17 protein-coding genes are annotated in these 15,237 nt (G+C 66.4%); 6 read left to right on the forward strand and 11 right to left on the reverse strand.

Annotated features, from left to right (window positions below):
- Positions 1-58: 58 nt before the first annotated feature.
- Genes rpsF through rplI form a run of 4 tightly spaced genes read left to right on the forward strand, consistent with a single transcriptional unit; the run spans position 59 to position 1,454 of the window.
- A complete protein-coding gene (gene rpsF, locus NH8B_RS03720) occupies positions 59-436 on the forward strand; it encodes a 30S ribosomal protein S6 (protein ID WP_008953314.1) in 378 nt (125 codons plus the stop codon).
- A gap of 14 nt (positions 437-450) precedes the next feature.
- Positions 451-750 (forward strand): primosomal replication protein N, encoded by a 300-nt coding sequence (priB, locus tag NH8B_RS03725; RefSeq protein ID WP_014086073.1) that lies wholly within the window; start codon positions 451-453, stop codon positions 748-750.
- A gap of 5 nt (positions 751-755) precedes the next feature.
- Positions 756-983 (forward strand): 30S ribosomal protein S18, encoded by a 228-nt coding sequence (gene rpsR / locus NH8B_RS03730; protein WP_008953312.1) that lies wholly within the window; start codon positions 756-758, stop codon positions 981-983.
- Between the two features lie 21 nt (positions 984-1,004).
- Entirely contained in the window at positions 1,005-1,454 is a 450-nt protein-coding gene (rplI, locus tag NH8B_RS03735) for a 50S ribosomal protein L9 (protein WP_008953311.1), read from the forward strand.
- 80 nt (positions 1,455-1,534) lie between these two features.
- Here the strand turns inward: rplI and NH8B_RS03740 are convergent, their stop codons facing one another.
- Positions 1,535-1,870 (reverse strand): DUF2322 family protein, encoded by a 336-nt coding sequence (locus NH8B_RS03740; RefSeq protein ID WP_008953310.1) that lies wholly within the window; start codon positions 1,868-1,870, stop codon positions 1,535-1,537.
- A gap of 588 nt (positions 1,871-2,458) precedes the next feature.
- On the reverse strand, positions 2,459-3,010 hold the full coding sequence (locus NH8B_RS03745; RefSeq protein ID WP_014086074.1) for a hydrolase: 552 nt from the start codon (positions 3,008-3,010) through the stop codon (positions 2,459-2,461).
- A 187-nt stretch (positions 3,011-3,197) separates the two neighbouring features.
- Here NH8B_RS03745 and NH8B_RS03750 point away from each other — a divergent pair, with 187 nt between their 5' ends.
- Both NH8B_RS03750 and NH8B_RS03755 read left to right on the forward strand, forming a co-directional pair.
- The gene (locus NH8B_RS03750; RefSeq protein WP_014086075.1) at positions 3,198-6,032 is read left to right on the forward strand and encodes an FAD-binding and (Fe-S)-binding domain-containing protein; all 2,835 of its coding nucleotides are present in this window, start codon (positions 3,198-3,200) and stop codon (positions 6,030-6,032) included.
- 170 nt (positions 6,033-6,202) lie between these two features.
- Complete coding sequence (locus NH8B_RS03755) at positions 6,203-6,715, forward strand: GNAT family N-acetyltransferase (protein WP_014086076.1); 513 nt, start codon at positions 6,203-6,205, stop codon at positions 6,713-6,715.
- Positions 6,716-6,832: 117 nt separating this feature from the next.
- On the opposite strand, the gene NH8B_RS03760 is transcribed toward NH8B_RS03755, so the two are convergent.
- From NH8B_RS03760 to NH8B_RS03800, 9 genes are all read right to left on the reverse strand, one after another.
- Positions 6,833-7,015: a hypothetical protein gene (locus NH8B_RS03760; RefSeq protein WP_008953306.1), complete on the reverse strand. Its 183-nt coding sequence runs from the start codon at positions 7,013-7,015 to the stop codon at positions 6,833-6,835.
- 179 nt (positions 7,016-7,194) lie between these two features.
- A complete protein-coding gene (locus NH8B_RS03765; RefSeq protein ID WP_014086077.1) occupies positions 7,195-8,439 on the reverse strand; it encodes a uracil-xanthine permease family protein in 1,245 nt (414 codons plus the stop codon).
- Between the two features lie 48 nt (positions 8,440-8,487).
- Positions 8,488-9,126 carry a hypothetical protein gene (locus NH8B_RS03770; RefSeq protein WP_014086078.1) on the reverse strand — a complete coding sequence of 213 codons (639 nt, stop codon included), beginning with the start codon at positions 9,124-9,126 and terminating at the stop codon, positions 8,488-8,490.
- Positions 9,127-9,204: 78 nt separating this feature from the next.
- Complete coding sequence (gene upp, locus NH8B_RS03775) at positions 9,205-9,837, reverse strand: uracil phosphoribosyltransferase (protein WP_014086079.1); 633 nt, start codon at positions 9,835-9,837, stop codon at positions 9,205-9,207.
- A 136-nt stretch (positions 9,838-9,973) separates the two neighbouring features.
- Entirely contained in the window at positions 9,974-10,801 is an 828-nt protein-coding gene (locus NH8B_RS03780) for an EAL domain-containing protein (RefSeq protein WP_014086080.1), read from the reverse strand.
- A 123-nt stretch (positions 10,802-10,924) separates the two neighbouring features.
- Entirely contained in the window at positions 10,925-11,245 is a 321-nt protein-coding gene (gene grxD, locus NH8B_RS03785; protein WP_008953301.1) for a Grx4 family monothiol glutaredoxin, read from the reverse strand.
- 93 nt (positions 11,246-11,338) lie between these two features.
- The gene (locus NH8B_RS03790) at positions 11,339-12,721 is read right to left on the reverse strand and encodes a chloride channel protein (RefSeq protein ID WP_014086081.1); all 1,383 of its coding nucleotides are present in this window, start codon (positions 12,719-12,721) and stop codon (positions 11,339-11,341) included.
- Positions 12,722-12,806: 85 nt separating this feature from the next.
- Positions 12,807-14,060 carry an RsmB/NOP family class I SAM-dependent RNA methyltransferase gene (locus tag NH8B_RS03795; RefSeq protein WP_369751184.1) on the reverse strand — a complete coding sequence of 418 codons (1,254 nt, stop codon included), beginning with the start codon at positions 14,058-14,060 and terminating at the stop codon, positions 12,807-12,809.
- A 13-nt stretch (positions 14,061-14,073) separates the two neighbouring features.
- The gene (locus tag NH8B_RS03800) at positions 14,074-15,204 is read right to left on the reverse strand and encodes a DUF3108 domain-containing protein (RefSeq protein WP_014086083.1); all 1,131 of its coding nucleotides are present in this window, start codon (positions 15,202-15,204) and stop codon (positions 14,074-14,076) included.
- Between the last annotated feature and the right edge of the window lie 33 nt (positions 15,205-15,237).

Here is a 15,237-nt window from a genome sequence, read left to right on the forward strand (position 1 = left end):
AACCCTTGCCTTTCTGCTACCGCATGGCGGAAAGGCTTTATAGCCACAAGGAGTTCACATGCGTCATTACGAAATCGTGTTCATCGTCCATCCGGACCAGAGCGAACAGGTTCCGGCCATGATCGAGCGCTACAAGGGCATGGTTCTGGCCGCCGAAGGCAAGATCCATCGTCTGGAAGACTGGGGCCGCCGTCAACTGGCTTACCCGATCCAGAAGCTGCACAAGGCTCACTACGTTCTGATGAACGTCGAGTGCCAAGCAGAGACCCTGGCCGAGATCGAACACGCGTTCAAATTCAACGACGCCGTTCTGCGCCACCTGACCATCAAGCTGGACCGCGCCGTGACCGAAGCGTCCCCGATGATGAAGGACGAGAAGGCCAAGAATCTGCTGGAACCGCAACAGCCGGCCGCCGAGGCTGAAGTCGCAGCCTGATCGCGACTCCACTCTTGCAGAACCAGCTGGTACTGACCGCCGCTGTCGAACGCGAAGACGCCCTGAGATACACCCCCGCCGGCCTGCCGGTGCTGGAAATGTGGCTCAGGCATCAGTCCCGGCAGCGTGAAGCGGGGTTCGAAAGGGATGTGGGCTGCGAAGTGCAGGCACTCCTGATCGGCGAAGCGGCCCGGAAGCTTTCCGGTAGTCTGGCAGGCAAGATGGTCACCGTCAGCGGTTTCCTCAGCCAGCGCAGCCTGCGCAACCCGCGGTTAGTACTGCATATCGAACACGTTGAATTTGTAAAAGGTTAGTCAAAATGGCTCGTCAACTCTTCAAGCGCAAGAAGTTCTGCCGTTTCACGGCAGAAGGCATCAAGGAAATCGACTACAAATCCGTTGATCTCCTGAAGGATTTCATCGCCGAAAACGGCAAGATCATCCCGTCCCGCATCACCGGTACCAAGGCCCGTTATCAGCGTCAGCTGACCACCGCGATCAAGCGCGCGCGTTTCCTGGCCTTCCTGCCGTACACCGACCAACACTAAGCCGGGAAAGGATACGACAAGATGCAAATCATTCTGCTCGAAAAAGTGGCCAACCTGGGTCAACTGGGTGACGTGGTTAAGGTCAAGGACGGTTACGCTCGTAACTTCCTGATCCCGCAGGGCAAGGCCAAGCGTGCCAACGCCGCCAACCTGGAAGCTTTCGAAGCTCGCCGCGCCGAACTGGAAGCCAAGCAAGCCGAAATCTTGGCCGACGCTCAGGCTCGTGCCGAGAAGCTGACCGACGCTACCATCACCATCGCCCAGAAGGCCGGTGTGGATGGCCGTCTGTTCGGCTCCGTAACCAACGTCGACATCGCTGAAGCCGTAACCGCCTTCGGCGTGCCGGTGAAGCGTTTCGAAGTTCGCCTGCCGAACGGCCAGCTGAAGGCCATCGGTGAATACGACCTGGAAGTCGCCCTGCACCACGACGTGGTTGTGGCGATCAAGGTTGTCGTGGTACCGGAAGCCTGATTCCCGGTTATACCGGAATCGTCAAAAAGCCCGCACATGTGCGGGCTTTTTTCATGTGTGGCAGCAGCGGCCGGAGGTGTTCAGTCACCCTGCAGTACGAGGCGCGCCTTGAGGCCGGGAGCGCCGGCTTCGGCGATGGCCAGCAGGCGGTCGATATTGGGGTGCTTGCCGGGGTTGAGCCGGGCGTCGGCGGTGTGCTCGGCGTAGAGCGCCAGCCCTTCTGCGGCCGCGGTGCGGTCGATGTGGCCGAAGCGCTGCACCAGCGCGTAGTAGACCTTGACCGAGCCGGCGGTACCGGGCTGGTTTTCCAGGCGCGCCTGCGGTTCGTCGTGTTCGTCGAGCAGCACCAGTGCGGCGATGCCGGCGGTGTCGGGCAGAGTAGCCAGAATGTCCTTGAAGCTGGCGGATGTGGTCATTGCTTTTTCCTTGATGTCATCGGGGTGTCGGGGCGCTCGCTGCTGGCGCCAGCCCTGCCGGCGCTCAGCATGCCTCGAGTGGGATCTCGGCGGTAGTTTACCATCGTGTTGGCAGCAACCGTTTCGCTGCGGACTCTGCTCTGGAGGTGGTGCAGGGCGGTCAGTGAAGTCGTGGGCATGGGCTCGTGGCAGCGTGTCGGTCGCCGTCAGCGCATGGCCGCGGGGCGTTTGAAGAAAGGGCCGACGCGCTGGGGATGCCTTGGACGGCTGTTTACAGATTATCTGGCACGATTTTTGCTAAATAGGCTGTGGTTATCCAGCGTGCCGCCGCTTCGATGCGGGGTAAAGGGGAGGGTTGCACCTGTTTGGCGCCTTTCCCTGCGTCGTTATGGTGATGAATGCACCATGGTAGTGCACGCAGCAGAGCCAAGTCTGCACTTCTGCTCGACAGGGCCGGAAGTGGAAGTAATAGGGGAGAACTAGAACGGCTCAGCCGTCATCTCGAGAAAGACAAGGTTGGCCGAAGCCGCTTCGGCCAACCTTTCGTTTTTTCCGGCCCGCCGTCTCGTCCCGCGCGGGCGCTCCGCCTCAGGGTTGCGTGCCCTGCAGATAGCGCTTGCTCATGCTGCGGAACAGCTCGGAGCCGGCTTCGCGCAGCATTTCGAACAGCACCATCTCGCGGCTCACCAGCACCGCGCCGGCGTCGCGCATGCGTTGCAGGCCGAGTTCGAGATCGCGCGCCGAGCGGCTCGTCACCGCGTCGGCCACCACGAATACCTGTTTCCCTTCCGCCAGCAATTCCAGCACCGTCTGCAGCACGCAGACGTGGGTTTCCATGCCGCAGACGATGGCCTGGTCGCGCGCCAGCAGCGTCTCCGGCAGGCAGTCGCCGGCGACGCAGGAGAAATGCCGTTTCGCCACCACGGGGGCGGCGGGGGCGGCCGCCAGCAGTTCCGGCACGGTGTGGCCGAGGCCCTGCGGATACTGTTCGGAAAACACCACCGGCAGGCCGGTATCGTGGGCCACGCCGAGCAGCCAGCGCACCCGTGCCACCACCCCGCCGGGATCGATCACTGCCGGCACCAGTTTCTGCTGGATGTCCACCACCAGCAGCGTGGCCTTGTCGCGTTGCATCAGCATGGTCGTCTCCTTTTCCCGAAGTGTCAGCCGTGAGCCTAGCAGCCGTGCCGCGCTGGCGGCAAGACCGCGCCGGACCAAGGGCTATCCCTTGATGGGCCGAAGGATGAAATGTGGCACCATCGCGTTCATCGACACGATAGAACGCGTGCGGGCGCTGGCGGTCCGCTACGCAGGAGGAGACAGGGCCATGTTGCAGGGAGCGTATCGCGAGTTTCACCACCGCTTGCAGGAGCAGATCGAGCCGCGGCGGATCTACACCGACCCGCTCTCCACGCTGGCCTACGGCACCGACGCCTCCTGCTACCGGCTGACGCCCAAGATCGTGGTCAAGACCCAGTCCGAGGCCGAGGTGCAGGCCATCCTGGCGCTGGCGGCGGAATTCGTGCTGCCCGTCACCTTCCGCGCCGCCGGCACCTCGCTCTCCGGCCAAGCGGTCAGCGACTCGATCCTGGTGGTGGCGAGCTACGGCTGGAAGGGGCTGGAGGTGCTGGAGAACGGTGCGGCGATCCGCCTGCAGCCGGGTGTGGTCGGCGCCGCCGCCAACGCCGCGCTGGCGCCGTTCGGACGCAAGATCGGCCCGGACCCGGCGACGATCAACTCGGCCATGATCGGCGGCATCGTCAACAACAACTCCAGCGGCATGTGCTGCGGCACGGCGCAGAACAGCTACCAGACGCTGCGCGCCATCCGCGTGGTGCTGGCCGACGGCAGCGTGCTCGACACCGCCGACGCCGCCAGTGTGGCGGCGTTCCGCGCCAGCCACGCCGGCCTGCTCGGGCAACTGGCGGCGCTCGCGGCGCGGGTGCGGGACGACGCCGAACTGGCCGCCCGCATCCGCCGCAAGTACAAGATGAAGAACACCACCGGCTACAGCCTGAACGCCCTGGTGGACTTCACCGACCCGCTCGACATCCTCACCCGCCTCATCGTCGGCAGCGAAGGCACGCTGGCCTTCGTCTCCGAGGTGACCTACCACACCGTGGTGGAACACCCGCACAAGGCCTCGGCCCTGGTGTTCTACCCCACCATCAAGGCCGCCTGCGACGCGGTGCAGGTGCTGGCGCAGCACAAGGACGTGGTGGCGGCGGCGGAGCTGCTGGACCGCGCCAGCCTGCGTTCGGTGGAAAACAAGGCCGGCGTGCCGGCGCTGATCAAGACGCTGTCGGAGGACGCCGCCGCGATCCTGATCGAGACCCGCGCCGCCGACCCGGCCGCGCTGGCCGCCAACACCGCGGCGATCGCCGACTTCATCGGCCACATCGACACCCTGACCGGGGTGGCCTTCACCGACGTCGTCAGCGAGTACACCCAGCTGTGGAACATCCGCAAGGGCATGTTCCCCAGCGTCGGGGCGATGCGCGCCGCCGAGACCACGGTGATCATCGAGGACGTGGCGTTCCCGATCGAGCACCTGGCCGAAGGCACGCTGGCCCTGCAGGCGCTGTTCAAACAGTTCCGCTACGACGAGGCGATCATCTTCGGCCACGCCCTGGAGGGCAACCTGCACTTCGTGTTCACCCCCAACTTCTCCGGCGCCGAAGAAGTCGCGCGCTACGAGGCCTTCATCGAAGCGGTGTGCCGGCTGGTGGCGGTGGACTACGAGGGTGCGGTCAAGGCCGAGCACGGCACCGGCCGCAACATGGCGCCGTTCGTCGAGATGGAATGGGGGCCGGTGGCGTACCGCGTAATGCAGGAGATCAAGGCGATCTTCGACCCGCAGGGCATTCTCAACCCGGACGTGATCCTGACCAGCGACGCGCTGCTGCACGTCAAGGACCTCAAGCCGATCCCGGCGGTCGACGCGCTGGTCGACAAGTGCATCGAGTGCGGCTTCTGCGAAGTGATGTGCCCGAGCCGCGCCATCACCCTGACGCCACGCCAGCGCATCGTCGCCAACCGCGAGATGGCGGCGCTGCGCAGCGCCGGGGACGCGCCGGACCGCCTGGCCGAGCTGGAAGCGCTGTACCAGTACGCCGGCGACGACACCTGCACCACCTGCGGCCTGTGCGAAACCGCCTGTCCGGTCGGCATCAACACCGGCAAGCTGACCACGCAGATTCGCCAGGGCCACCAGAGCGACAGCGGCAGGGCGGCGGCGAACTGGCTGGCCGGACACTACGACAGCGCCACGCGCGGGGCGCGGCTCGGCCTCACGCTGCTCGACGCGACCCACGCCGTGGCCGGCGACGCCGCCACCGGCGCCGTGATGCGCGGCCTGCGCCGCGTGTTCGGCCGGCGTGTGCCGCACTGGACACCCTACTTCCCGCGCGCGGCGGCCAAGCCGCGTCTGGGCGCCGGCGCCGCCGGGAGCGCGCGCAAGGTGGTGTACCTGCCGTCCTGCCTTACCCGCACTTTCTCCCCGTCCACCGCCATGCCCGACCCGCGCCCGCTCAACGAGGTGGTGGCCTCGGTGCTGGGCAAGGCGGGCTACCAGCTGCTCTACCCGGCCGGCTTGGACAATCTGTGCTGCGGCACGCCGTTCAAGTCCAAGGGAGCGCTGGACGCCGCCGCCGCCAAGCTGGCCGAACTGAAGGCGGCGCTGCTGGCGGCGAGCGACAACGGCCGCTGGCCGGTGATCGTCGACAACGGCGTGTGCACCGCGGCGATGCTGGAGGGCATCCAGGACGCGCGCCTGCGCATCGTCGACGTCACCACCTTCATCGAGACCGAGGCCGCCGCCCACCTGCACTTCACCCCGCTCGACGAGCACGTGGCACTGCACGTGGTGTGCTCGATGAAGAAGCTGGGCCAGGGCGCGACGCTCAATGCGCTGGCACGGCGCTGCTCGAGCCGGGTCACCGAGCCCGCCGGCATCACCTGCTGCGGCTTCGCTGGCGACAAGGGCTTCACCTATCCGGAACTGAACGCCTCGGCGCTGACCGGGCTGAAGGAGCAGGTGGGCGGCTGCTGTGGCGGCTTCTCCACCAGCGCCACCTGCGAGATCGGGCTGTCGGAACACGCCGGCATTCCCTACCAGCACCTGATGTACCTGGTGGACCGCGCCACGCGCCGCCCCGGCTGAACGCGCCGAGAGCCTGGTACCAGCCGCCTGCGGGCGGCTTTTTCGTGCCCTCCGCGCGCGCGGGACCCGTCCTGGCTGGGCGGGACGCGGTTTTTATGTCATGGTCGAACGCCGGGCTGGCGCGGCGCGATCCGCGGCGTTGCCCGCTGTTCCCTTCTCGAGGAGATCCCATGAGCTACCCAATCCGCCGTGCCGACGTCGCCGACGCCCCCGCCTTGCAGGCCCTGTTCAGCTGCCCCTCGGTGGTGCGCAATTCGCTGCAGCTGCCGTATCCCTCGCTGTCGCACTGGCAGACGCGCCTGGCCGAGCTGCCGGACAGTACGCACGCGCTGGTGGCGTGCGACGCGGAGGACCGTGCCATCGCCTACGGCGCCGTGATGCGCCCGCCGCAGCTGCGCCGCGCCCACACCGCCTCGCTGGCGCTGGCGGTGCACGAAGACTGGCAAGGCAAAGGGGTGGGGCGCCGGTTGCTGGGGGCGCTGCTGGAGTACGCCGACAACTGGCTGGGACTGACCCGGCTCGAACTGCACGTCTACGCTGACAACGAGCGCGCCATCGCGCTGTACCGGCAGCTGGGTTTCGAGGAGGAGGGACGCTTGCGGGGCGATTCGTTCCGCGACGGCGAGTTCGTCGATGGCCTGCTGATGGCTCGCCTGCGGGAACCGCTGGGTGGGCGCGGCTGAGGCGCCGAAGGCCAGCGCCGGGCCCGTCGGGGGAAGCCGTCTGCCCAGGGCCCGGGGCACAAAAAAAGCGCCATCGGACCGTGGCGCCAATACTGACGGAGGAGAAAGACTGGGGTTTCAGCGCTTGCCGAAATGGTAGGGCGACAAGCGATAGAACGGGTTCATCGGATGGTAGCCGGCGTAGGCCTTGCGCTGCTCGGCAAAGCGCGCCCGCAGCGTGCCGCCGAGGAAGGCCAGTGCGCCGCCCAGCATCGGCAGCAGCAGGAAATAGAGCAGGCAGAAAGCGATCAGGGTACGCATGGCGGGGCTCCTTCGATTGACTGGATATATTGTTCCAGCCTGACACGCCAGAGTCGTTCACGATCAGGACATTGTTATTGTGCATTGCGACATTTTTTCCGGGCGGCCCGGCGTGACCATGAAAAAACCCGCCTCGTTGCCGGGGCGGGTTGGCGTTGTCAGGTTGGCCGAAGCCGCTGTTACAGGTCCTGTCCCTCGACGATGCCGTCGTGGGTGGCGGCGTGGCGCGGCAGGATCAGGTTCAGCACGATCGCCAGCAGCGAGCACAAGCCGACACCGGCGAGCCCGAACGAGCCCAGCTTGATCTCCAGGCCGCCGATACCGGCGGTCAGCACCACCGAGATGATCACCAGGTTGCGCGGCTCCATCAGGTCCACCTTGGCTTCGATCAGCGTCTTCAGGCCGATCGAGGCGATGGTGCCGAACAGCAGCACCATGATGCCGCCCATCACCGGCATCGGGATCGACTGCAGCAGCGCGTTGAACTTGCCGAAGAACGCCATGGCGATGGCGAACAGCGCCGCCCAGGTCATCACCACCGGGTTGAAGTTGCGCGTGATCATCACCGCGCCGGTCACCTCGGCGTAAGTCGTCACCGGAGGCCCGCCGATGAGGCCGGCCAGGCACACGCCCAGGCCGTCGCCGGACAGCGTGCGGTGCAGGCCCGGGCTCTTGGTGTAGTCACGGCCGGTGACGCCGCCGATCGCCATCACGCCGCCGATGTGCTCGATGGCCGGGGCGATCGCCACCGGCAGCATGAACAGCGCCGCCGCCCAGTTCACCTCCGGGCTGTGGAATTGCGGCACGGCGAACCATGGTGCGTTGGCCAGCTTGGCGAAGTCGACCACGCCCAGCAGCGCGGCGACGATGTAGCCGACGGTGACGCCGGCCAGGATCGGCACCAGCTTGAACATGCCGCGCGCGAAGATCGACACCACGATGGTGGTGGCGAGCGATACCGCGGCCAGCAGCAGCGAGGTCTCGTACGGCATCACCTGCTGGCCGCCGGCACGGCCCATCGCCATGTTCGACGCGGCGTTCGCCACCGAGAGGCCGATGATCATGATCACCGGGCCGATCACCACCGGCGGCAGCAGGCGGTTGACCAGCGCCATGCCGCGCCACCGCACGATGGCGGCGAACACGAAATACATGAAGCCGGCACAGAACAGGCCGAACATGGTGGCGCCCATGCCCCAGGTCTGCATCGAATAGATGATCGGGCCGATGAAGGCGAACGAGGAGCCGAGGAAGATCGGCACCTGGCGGCCGGTGCACAGCTGGAACAGCAGGGTGCCGACGCCGGCGCCGAGCAAGGCCATGGCCGGATTGAGGCCGGTCAGTAGCGGGACCAGAACCAGTGCGCCGAAGGCGACGAACAGGATCTGGGCACCCGAGACGGCCAGTTTTACATGCTGGAACATGATGGATTTTTCCTTGTTATGCAAATAGCCCGGCAGTCGCGCCGGGTGTCAGACGGTGCAGTACATGACAGCCTGGGCGATGATGTTGTTCTGGTCCGCGGCGAGCCGGCTGTGGCGGCGGAATTCGCGCACCATCTCCTGCACCCGCTGGTAGGTCTCGTAGTTGGGACGAGCCTGGTAGGCGATGTCGATGCCGAGCTTGGCGGCCAGCTTCTTGATGGTGGTCGGCTTGATGCACACCTGCCGCTCTGGATCGCTGTAGGCCAGAAAGCAGGTCACCACCGGCCATTTCGCCGCATTGGCCCTCGGGTCGTGCCGGCACAGCATCAGGACATCGACGAAAGCCTCGAAGTGCTCGGACGAAAAATGGTGCAGCACGTCGTTGAGTGCCGCCACGAAAGGCAGGTGCACCTCGCCATACCCGAGGTAATGGCGGAACGCCATCTTCTCGAAGGTGCTGACGGTGCTGCAGCGGCCGATGATCTGGCGGCAGCATTCGATGACGGCGGCCGTGTTACCGGTGGAGACGGTTCGTTGCAGCACGGGCTCGGTCAGCCCTTCCCGGCACAGGCGGATCACAGCGTCGATACTGCGGTGCTTCTTGCCCAGTGCGAGCCAGTCAGGGTCGCTCAGGGCACCGGGAAAACGCAGCAGGAAGTCGTGATCAATCTGTTTGAACGCGTCCATGCGTCGCCTTTCGTCGTGGGGCCGGAGAGAGCAGACCGCACTTGACCTGCCACGCGGCGCTGGCGGGCCATCGGTGCGTCAGCCGTGCTTGGTGCCGAAGATCTTGTCGCCGGCGTCGCCCAGGCCGGGGATGATGTAGCCGTGCTCGTTGAGGTGGCTGTCGAGCGAGGCGGCGACGATCTGCACGTCGGGATGAGCCTCGTTCACCACCTTCACGCCTTCCGGTGCCGCCACCATCACCACCGCCTTGATCTGCTTGCAGCCCTTGCGCTTCAACAGGTCGATGGTGGCGACCATCGAGCCGCCGGTGGCCAGCATCGGGTCGATGATGACGGCGATGCGCTCGTCGAGGCTGTCGACGAACTTGTCGAAGTAGGGCACCGGTTCCAGCGTTTCCTCGTTGCGGTACAGCCCGACCACGCTGATCTTGGCCGACGGCACCAGGTCGAGCACGCCGTCGAGCATGCCGAGGCCGGCGCGCAGGATCGGCACCACGGTGACCTTCTTGCCCTTGATCTGCTGCACTTCGATCGGACCGCACCAGCCCTCGATGGTGACGGTTTCCAGCTCGAAATCGCGGGTGGCCTCGTAGGCCAGCAGACGCGCCAGCTCCTGGGTCAGCTGGCGGAATTTCATGGTGCTGATGGCGCCTTCGCGCAGCAGCCCGAGCTTGTGCTGTACCAGCGGGTGGTGCACTACGGTGATGTTCATGCGGCTTCCTTCGCTCGTGAAAAAACAGCCGGGTCGTCCCGTTTCGGGATACCGGCTGTTTGGCATTGTGTCCGTGAACGGCAGGGTCGCTGTCGTTCACGCGGGATTAAACGGGTGTTTACACCATGACGCGATTTTAGCCCTTTTCCCACTGGTAAATCCACGGCAACAAGCCTTCCGCAGGCAGCGGGGCCGAGCACAGGTAGCCTTGCACCGCATCGCAGCCCAGTTCGCTTAGGAGCGCCAGGTCGGCGCTCTCCTCGATCCCCATGGCCACCGTGAACAGGCCGTGCCGCTGCGCCAGGAGCAGGTTCTCCTGCAGGATGGCGCGCAGGTGAGGATTGCTGCCGGCGCCGTGCACGAAGGCGCGGTCGATCTTCATCGTCGAGAAGTGCTCGCCGTTGAGGCGCGTCGCCAGACCGCTGCCGATGCCGTATTCGTCGACAGCCACACCGAAACCGCGCTCACGCAGCTGGCCGAGCTGCGGTTCGGCCAACTCCCAGTGCTGGCGCAGGGTGTTTTCCGACAGCTCAAGGATCAGGCTGGAGGACGGCAGACCGGCGATACGGCACTTGCTTTCCAGCAGCCCCGGCAGGTTGCGGTCGGTAAGCGACAGGGCGGACAGATTGATCGACACCGTGAGATTCCGGCCGTGATCGAGCCAGTCGCGGCAGGCGTACAGCGACTTTTCCAGGATCAGTTCGGTCAGTTCGCGGATCATGCCGCGCTCTTCCATGATCGGCACGAAGGTCACCGGCGACAGCACCCCCAGTGCGGGATGGCGCCAGCGCGCCAGGGCCTCGACCCCGAGCACCTTGCGCGAACGCAGCTCGACCACCGGCTGGAAGTAGGGCACCAGCTGGTCGTTGACCAGCGCCCGCCAGATTTCGTCGATGGACATGGCGCTGGCAGACATCAGGCGCTCGGTGGCGTCGTTTTGATAGGGCAGAAATTCGTCAGTCATGGCGTCGGGCGATGCGGGAGGCACATACAAGCTTTTCATTATATGACGAATGAAAAACCCTGTCTGGTGCGGGCAACAAAAAACCCGGCGCGGCGACCGGGTTGTGGCGTCTCAGGCGCATGGTCACGCCTGGGCGATATCCTTCAGCAGTTCCTGCAGTTCGCCGGACTGGAACATCTCGTACATGATATCCGAGCCGCCGATGAATTCACCCTTGACGTAGAGCTGCGGAATGGTCGGCCAGTTGGAGAAGTCCTTAATGCCTTGGCGGATTTCCGGATTCTGCAGCACGTCGACGGTCATAAAGTCGTCCACGCCGCAGGCCTTGACGATCTGCACGGCGCGCGCGGAGAAGCCGCACTGCGGGAACTGGGCCGAGCCCTTCATGAACAGTACGACCGGGCTGCTGGTGACGGTTTGCTTGATGGTTTCCTGGATATCCATGGATGGCAGAATCCTTGCGTTGGTTGAGGCTGGCGCTCCGGAACAGGCAACCCTGTCTGGCGACGCAATACCCGAGCGTTTCAATAGGTTATTTTACGGTCCAGCTGGCGGCGGGTCAATTTGCGCGCGGACAGGGCGCTCATCTTGTCGCGCCGGCGGGGACATGAACCCTTCCGACAACTGATGGTACAGCGCGGGACTGATGCGGGCGCTGATGAAGCGTGCCAGCACGCAGGCCGCCATCAGGCTGATCACCATGCCATGGTTGTCGATCATTTCCATCATGATGATGGCCGAGGTGAGCGGCGCCTGCGTCACAGCGGCGAGGAAGCTCGCCATGCACAGCGCGATGATGACGTGCTGGCCGGCGAGCGGAAAGAACCAGCTCGCCAGGTCGTTGCCGATGCCGGCGCCGACCGCCAGCGAGGGGGCGAAGATGCCGCCCGGCACGCCCATGAAGTAGGTGACCAGGGTGGCGCCGAAGCGCAGCAGCGGGGCGTGCCAGGGCAGGGTGGCGCTGCCGTCGATCAGGTGCGAGGTGGCGGCGTAGCCGCTGCCGAACGAGCTGCCGCCGCTCAGCCAGCCCATCAGCGCCAACAGCAGCCCGCACAGCCCGGCGAAGCGCACCGGGTGGACGGCGCGCCAGCGCCACAGGCGGCTCCCGGCGTAGCGTTGCGGCCACAGCATGGCACGGCTGAACAGCGCGCCCAGCAGGCCGCAGCCAATGCCGCAGACGATGATCGGCGTGACGATGGCGCTGCTCAGCGCCGGGATGTGCAGCGAGCCGAAGTAGCTGTAATTGCCCAGCAGCGAGATCGCCATCAGGCCGGAGAGGATGATGGTGGACAGCAGCACGCCGCTGGTGCGCGACTCGAGGCGCCGCCCCATTTCCTCCACCGCGAACACGATCCCCGCCAGCGGGGTATTGAAGGCGGCGGCGATGCCGGCGGAACTGCCCGCCAGGATCAGGTCCTGCGGCCGGATGGCGCGGCCGTGCGGCAGCCAGCGGTGCGCGGCGTGCATGATGCTGGCCGCCACTTGCACCGACGGCCCTTCGCGCCCGGCCGAGATGCCGCCCAGCAAGCCGAAACAGCCGACCAGAATCTTGCCCACGGCGATGCGCAGCGAAACCAGCTGGTGTACCGGCTGGCGCTCGCTGCTCAGGCGGATCGCGGCGATGGCCTGCGGAATGCCGCTGCCCTGGCTGCCGGGGAAGTAGCGTCGGGTCAGCCACACCGCCAGCATCGGCACCACCACCGGCAGCAGCCAGGCGCACAGCGGGTTGAACGCCACCAGGCGCAGGAAGGCGTGCTGGGCTTGATCGGACAACACGGCGAAGCCCGCCACCACCAGCCCGGCCAGCGCGGCGGTGAGCCAGAGGGTGAGGCGGGTGCGCCAGCGAAAGTGGTTGATCAGGTCGTGCAGCAGCACCAGGCGGCGGTCGCGGCGGCGCCATTGGGGGGCGATGTATGACATGGTGGTCGAATAACGCAGGCCGCCTCGCGGGCGGCCTGTTGTCGGGCGGGTGGATGAAAACCTATATCAGGGTTTCATCATAGACTCACGGCTTTTGTTTGGCCAGCACGGCGGCGAAGAAGCCGTCGGTGTTGTGACGATCCGGACGCAGCGCCAGGTAGTCGCCCATCTCCAGCGGAATCTTCTGTTCCGCCAGCACGTCCGATACCGGCACCAGTGTGAAGTCGGGGTGCTCGGCCAGGAAGGCTTCGACGATGGCCTGGTTTTCCTGCGGCAACAGGCTGCAGGTGGCGTAGACCAGGCGTCCGCCGGCCTTCACCAGGCGGCTCGCCGAGGCGAGGATGGAGGCCTGCTTGGCGTTGAGTTCGGCCACGCTCTCCGGGCTCTGGCGGAATTTCAGGTCGGGGTTGCGGCGCAAGGTGCCGAGGCCGGAGCAGGGGGCGTCCACCAGCACGCGGTCGGCCTTGCCGGCCAGGCGCTTGACGCGGGTGTCGTTCTCGTGCGCGATCAGCTGCGGGTGCACGTTGGACAGGCCGGAGCGGGCCTGGCGCGGCTTGAAGTTGGCGAGGCGCTTTTCCGACACGTCGAAGGCGTAGAGGCGGCCGGTGGAGGCCATCTGTGCGCCCAACAGCAGCGTCTTGCCGCCGGCGCCGGCGCAGAAGTCCACCACCATCTCGCCGCGGCGCGCGCCGGTGATCAGGCCCAGGAGCTGGCTGCCTTCATCCTGCACCTCGATGCTGCCGTCCTTGAACAGCGGGTGGCGGTTGAGCGCCGGCTTGCCCTTGAGGCGGATGCCGATGGGCGAAAACGGCGTCGGCTCGGCCTCGAAGCCGTCGCGGCGCAAGGCCAGCAGGGCGTCGTCGCGCTTCATCTTCAGGGTGTTGACGCGCAGGTCGAGCGGCGCGCCCTCGATCATGCCGCGTCCCAGCGCGATGATCTGTTCCGGGGTGTCTTCGGCCAACCTTTCGATCACCCAGGCCGGCAGTTCGGCCTGCACCGGCAGTTCGTCCGGCAACGTCTTGCCCTTGAGCTCGGCCACCCAGTTGCGTTCCTCTTCCTTCAGGCTGCCGCCGAATTCCTTCAGGTTGAGCCCGCGCACGCGCGCCAGCGTGGCCAGCGCGAGACGGCGCGGGGTGGGCTTCTGCGGCGCGATCACCGCCTTGAGCTGGCTGAAGCGGCGCAGGCAGGCGAAGGCGGTTTCGGCGATGACGTGGCGGTCGTTGGCGCCGAGGTTGGCGTGCTCGCGGAAGTAGGCGCTCAGCACGGCGTCGGCGGGACGGTCGAAGCGGACCATCTTGCCGAGCACGGTTTCGATGTGGAAGAGCTGGGTCTGGTTGATCATCGTGGTTCCGTTAGGGGTTTTCCGACAGAGACCAGACGGTCTTGCCGTTGATGTCGATGCGGCGGGCGCGCTGGTCCAGTGTCTTGTCCTTGTCGATGCGCAGGATGCGCACCGGCAGGTTGGCAAAGTCCGGCGCCAGCCAGAATTCGGTCACGTCGTCGCCGTTCTTGGCGCGGAACACGACCACGCGCAGCGTGCCGTGGTCGGGCGGGTAGCGGGTTTCGCCAGCCGGCGCCAGCGGGTAGTCGTACACCTTCTTGCCGGTGGTGATGCGTTGTTGCGGCGGCAACAGGCTGCCGCCGGTCAGCGCCAGCTGGTAGCCCAGGCTCAGGATGTCCTGCGTGCCGGGGGCGAGTTCGGCCTGCTTGTCGCCGTGGTCGCCGTAGGCGAGGGTGTTGGCGCTCCAGTCGAAGCGCGCCGATTCGCGTTCGCTGTCGCCGCGCCAGGCCTGGTAGGCGAGTGGAGTCAGCCCGCGCTTGCCGACGCTGCCGCGCGACTGGTAGCGCAGGTGGGGGCCGATGATCGGCGTCAGGCGCGCGTCCAGGGTGTAGTTGGCGCCGCTGCGTTGCCAGCTGATCTCGCCGTGGCCGGCCATTAGGCTGCCGTAGTAGATCTGGTAGTCGACGCGCGAGTTGTCGGGAAAGCGGCGCGTCTTGGCGGCGCCCTTGGCTTCCAGAGCGGTGCTGTCGCCGGCTTGCGGCGGCGGTGCGGCGGGTTCGCTGTTGCCGTTGGCCTGCTGTTCCGCCGGCGGCGCGGCCGGGCTGGGCTCGGCGGTGGCCGGCGCGTCTTTGGCGGCGGGGGCTTCCATGGCGGCGGCCAGCATGTCTTTGGCCGCCGGGGGCGCTTCGGCGACGGGGGCGGATGCGGCATCGGCGCGGTGCGCGACGCGGGCGCGGTGGTGGCGCTTGACGCCCGGGGTGTGCGCGGCGGGGACGGCCACCAGCCCGCTGGACGGGGCCGCGGCCGGCGCGGGGCCGTCTTCCGGGGCCAGCGTCATCGCCTGCATCGCCACCGACAAGGGCTGCAGCTTGGCCGGTTCCGGCAGGCTCGCGGCGTGCGGCAGATGACCGGACAGCAGCACGCCCAGGTGCAGCAGCAGCGAGAGCGCCAGTGCCAGCAGCAGGGGACGGTAGAGTCGCATGGCTATTCGAGCGGCGCGGGAGGCGGGACGTTC

It is taken from the genome of Pseudogulbenkiania sp. NH8B, assembly GCF_000283535.1.
Taxonomy (GTDB): Bacteria; Pseudomonadota; Gammaproteobacteria; order Burkholderiales; family Chromobacteriaceae; genus Pseudogulbenkiania; species Pseudogulbenkiania ferrooxidans.

Excerpts from the sequence above, each read along its gene's own strand:
- rpsF (WP_008953314.1), top strand. The coding sequence starts at position 59 with ATGCGTCATTACGAAATCGTGTTCATCGTCCATCCGGACCAGAGCGAA.
- rpsR (WP_008953312.1), top strand. The coding sequence starts at position 756 with ATGGCTCGTCAACTCTTCAAGCGCAAGAAGTTCTGCCGTTTCACGGCA.
- rplI (WP_008953311.1), top strand. The coding sequence starts at position 1,005 with ATGCAAATCATTCTGCTCGAAAAAGTGGCCAACCTGGGTCAACTGGGT.
- NH8B_RS03740 (WP_008953310.1), bottom strand. The coding sequence starts at position 1,870 with ATGACCACATCCGCCAGCTTCAAGGACATTCTGGCTACTCTGCCCGAC.
- NH8B_RS03745 (WP_014086074.1), bottom strand. The coding sequence starts at position 3,010 with ATGCTGATGCAACGCGACAAGGCCACGCTGCTGGTGGTGGACATCCAG.
- NH8B_RS03750 (WP_014086075.1), top strand. The coding sequence starts at position 3,198 with ATGTTGCAGGGAGCGTATCGCGAGTTTCACCACCGCTTGCAGGAGCAG.
- NH8B_RS03755 (WP_014086076.1), top strand. The coding sequence starts at position 6,203 with ATGAGCTACCCAATCCGCCGTGCCGACGTCGCCGACGCCCCCGCCTTG.
- NH8B_RS03760 (WP_008953306.1), bottom strand. The coding sequence starts at position 7,015 with ATGCGTACCCTGATCGCTTTCTGCCTGCTCTATTTCCTGCTGCTGCCG.
- NH8B_RS03765 (WP_014086077.1), bottom strand. The coding sequence starts at position 8,439 with ATGTTCCAGCATGTAAAACTGGCCGTCTCGGGTGCCCAGATCCTGTTC.
- NH8B_RS03770 (WP_014086078.1), bottom strand. The coding sequence starts at position 9,126 with ATGGACGCGTTCAAACAGATTGATCACGACTTCCTGCTGCGTTTTCCC.
- upp (WP_014086079.1), bottom strand. The coding sequence starts at position 9,837 with ATGAACATCACCGTAGTGCACCACCCGCTGGTACAGCACAAGCTCGGG.
- NH8B_RS03780 (WP_014086080.1), bottom strand. The coding sequence starts at position 10,801 with ATGACTGACGAATTTCTGCCCTATCAAAACGACGCCACCGAGCGCCTG.
- grxD (WP_008953301.1), bottom strand. The coding sequence starts at position 11,245 with ATGGATATCCAGGAAACCATCAAGCAAACCGTCACCAGCAGCCCGGTC.
- NH8B_RS03790 (WP_014086081.1), bottom strand. The coding sequence starts at position 12,721 with ATGTCATACATCGCCCCCCAATGGCGCCGCCGCGACCGCCGCCTGGTG.
- NH8B_RS03800 (WP_014086083.1), bottom strand. The coding sequence starts at position 15,204 with ATGCGACTCTACCGTCCCCTGCTGCTGGCACTGGCGCTCTCGCTGCTG.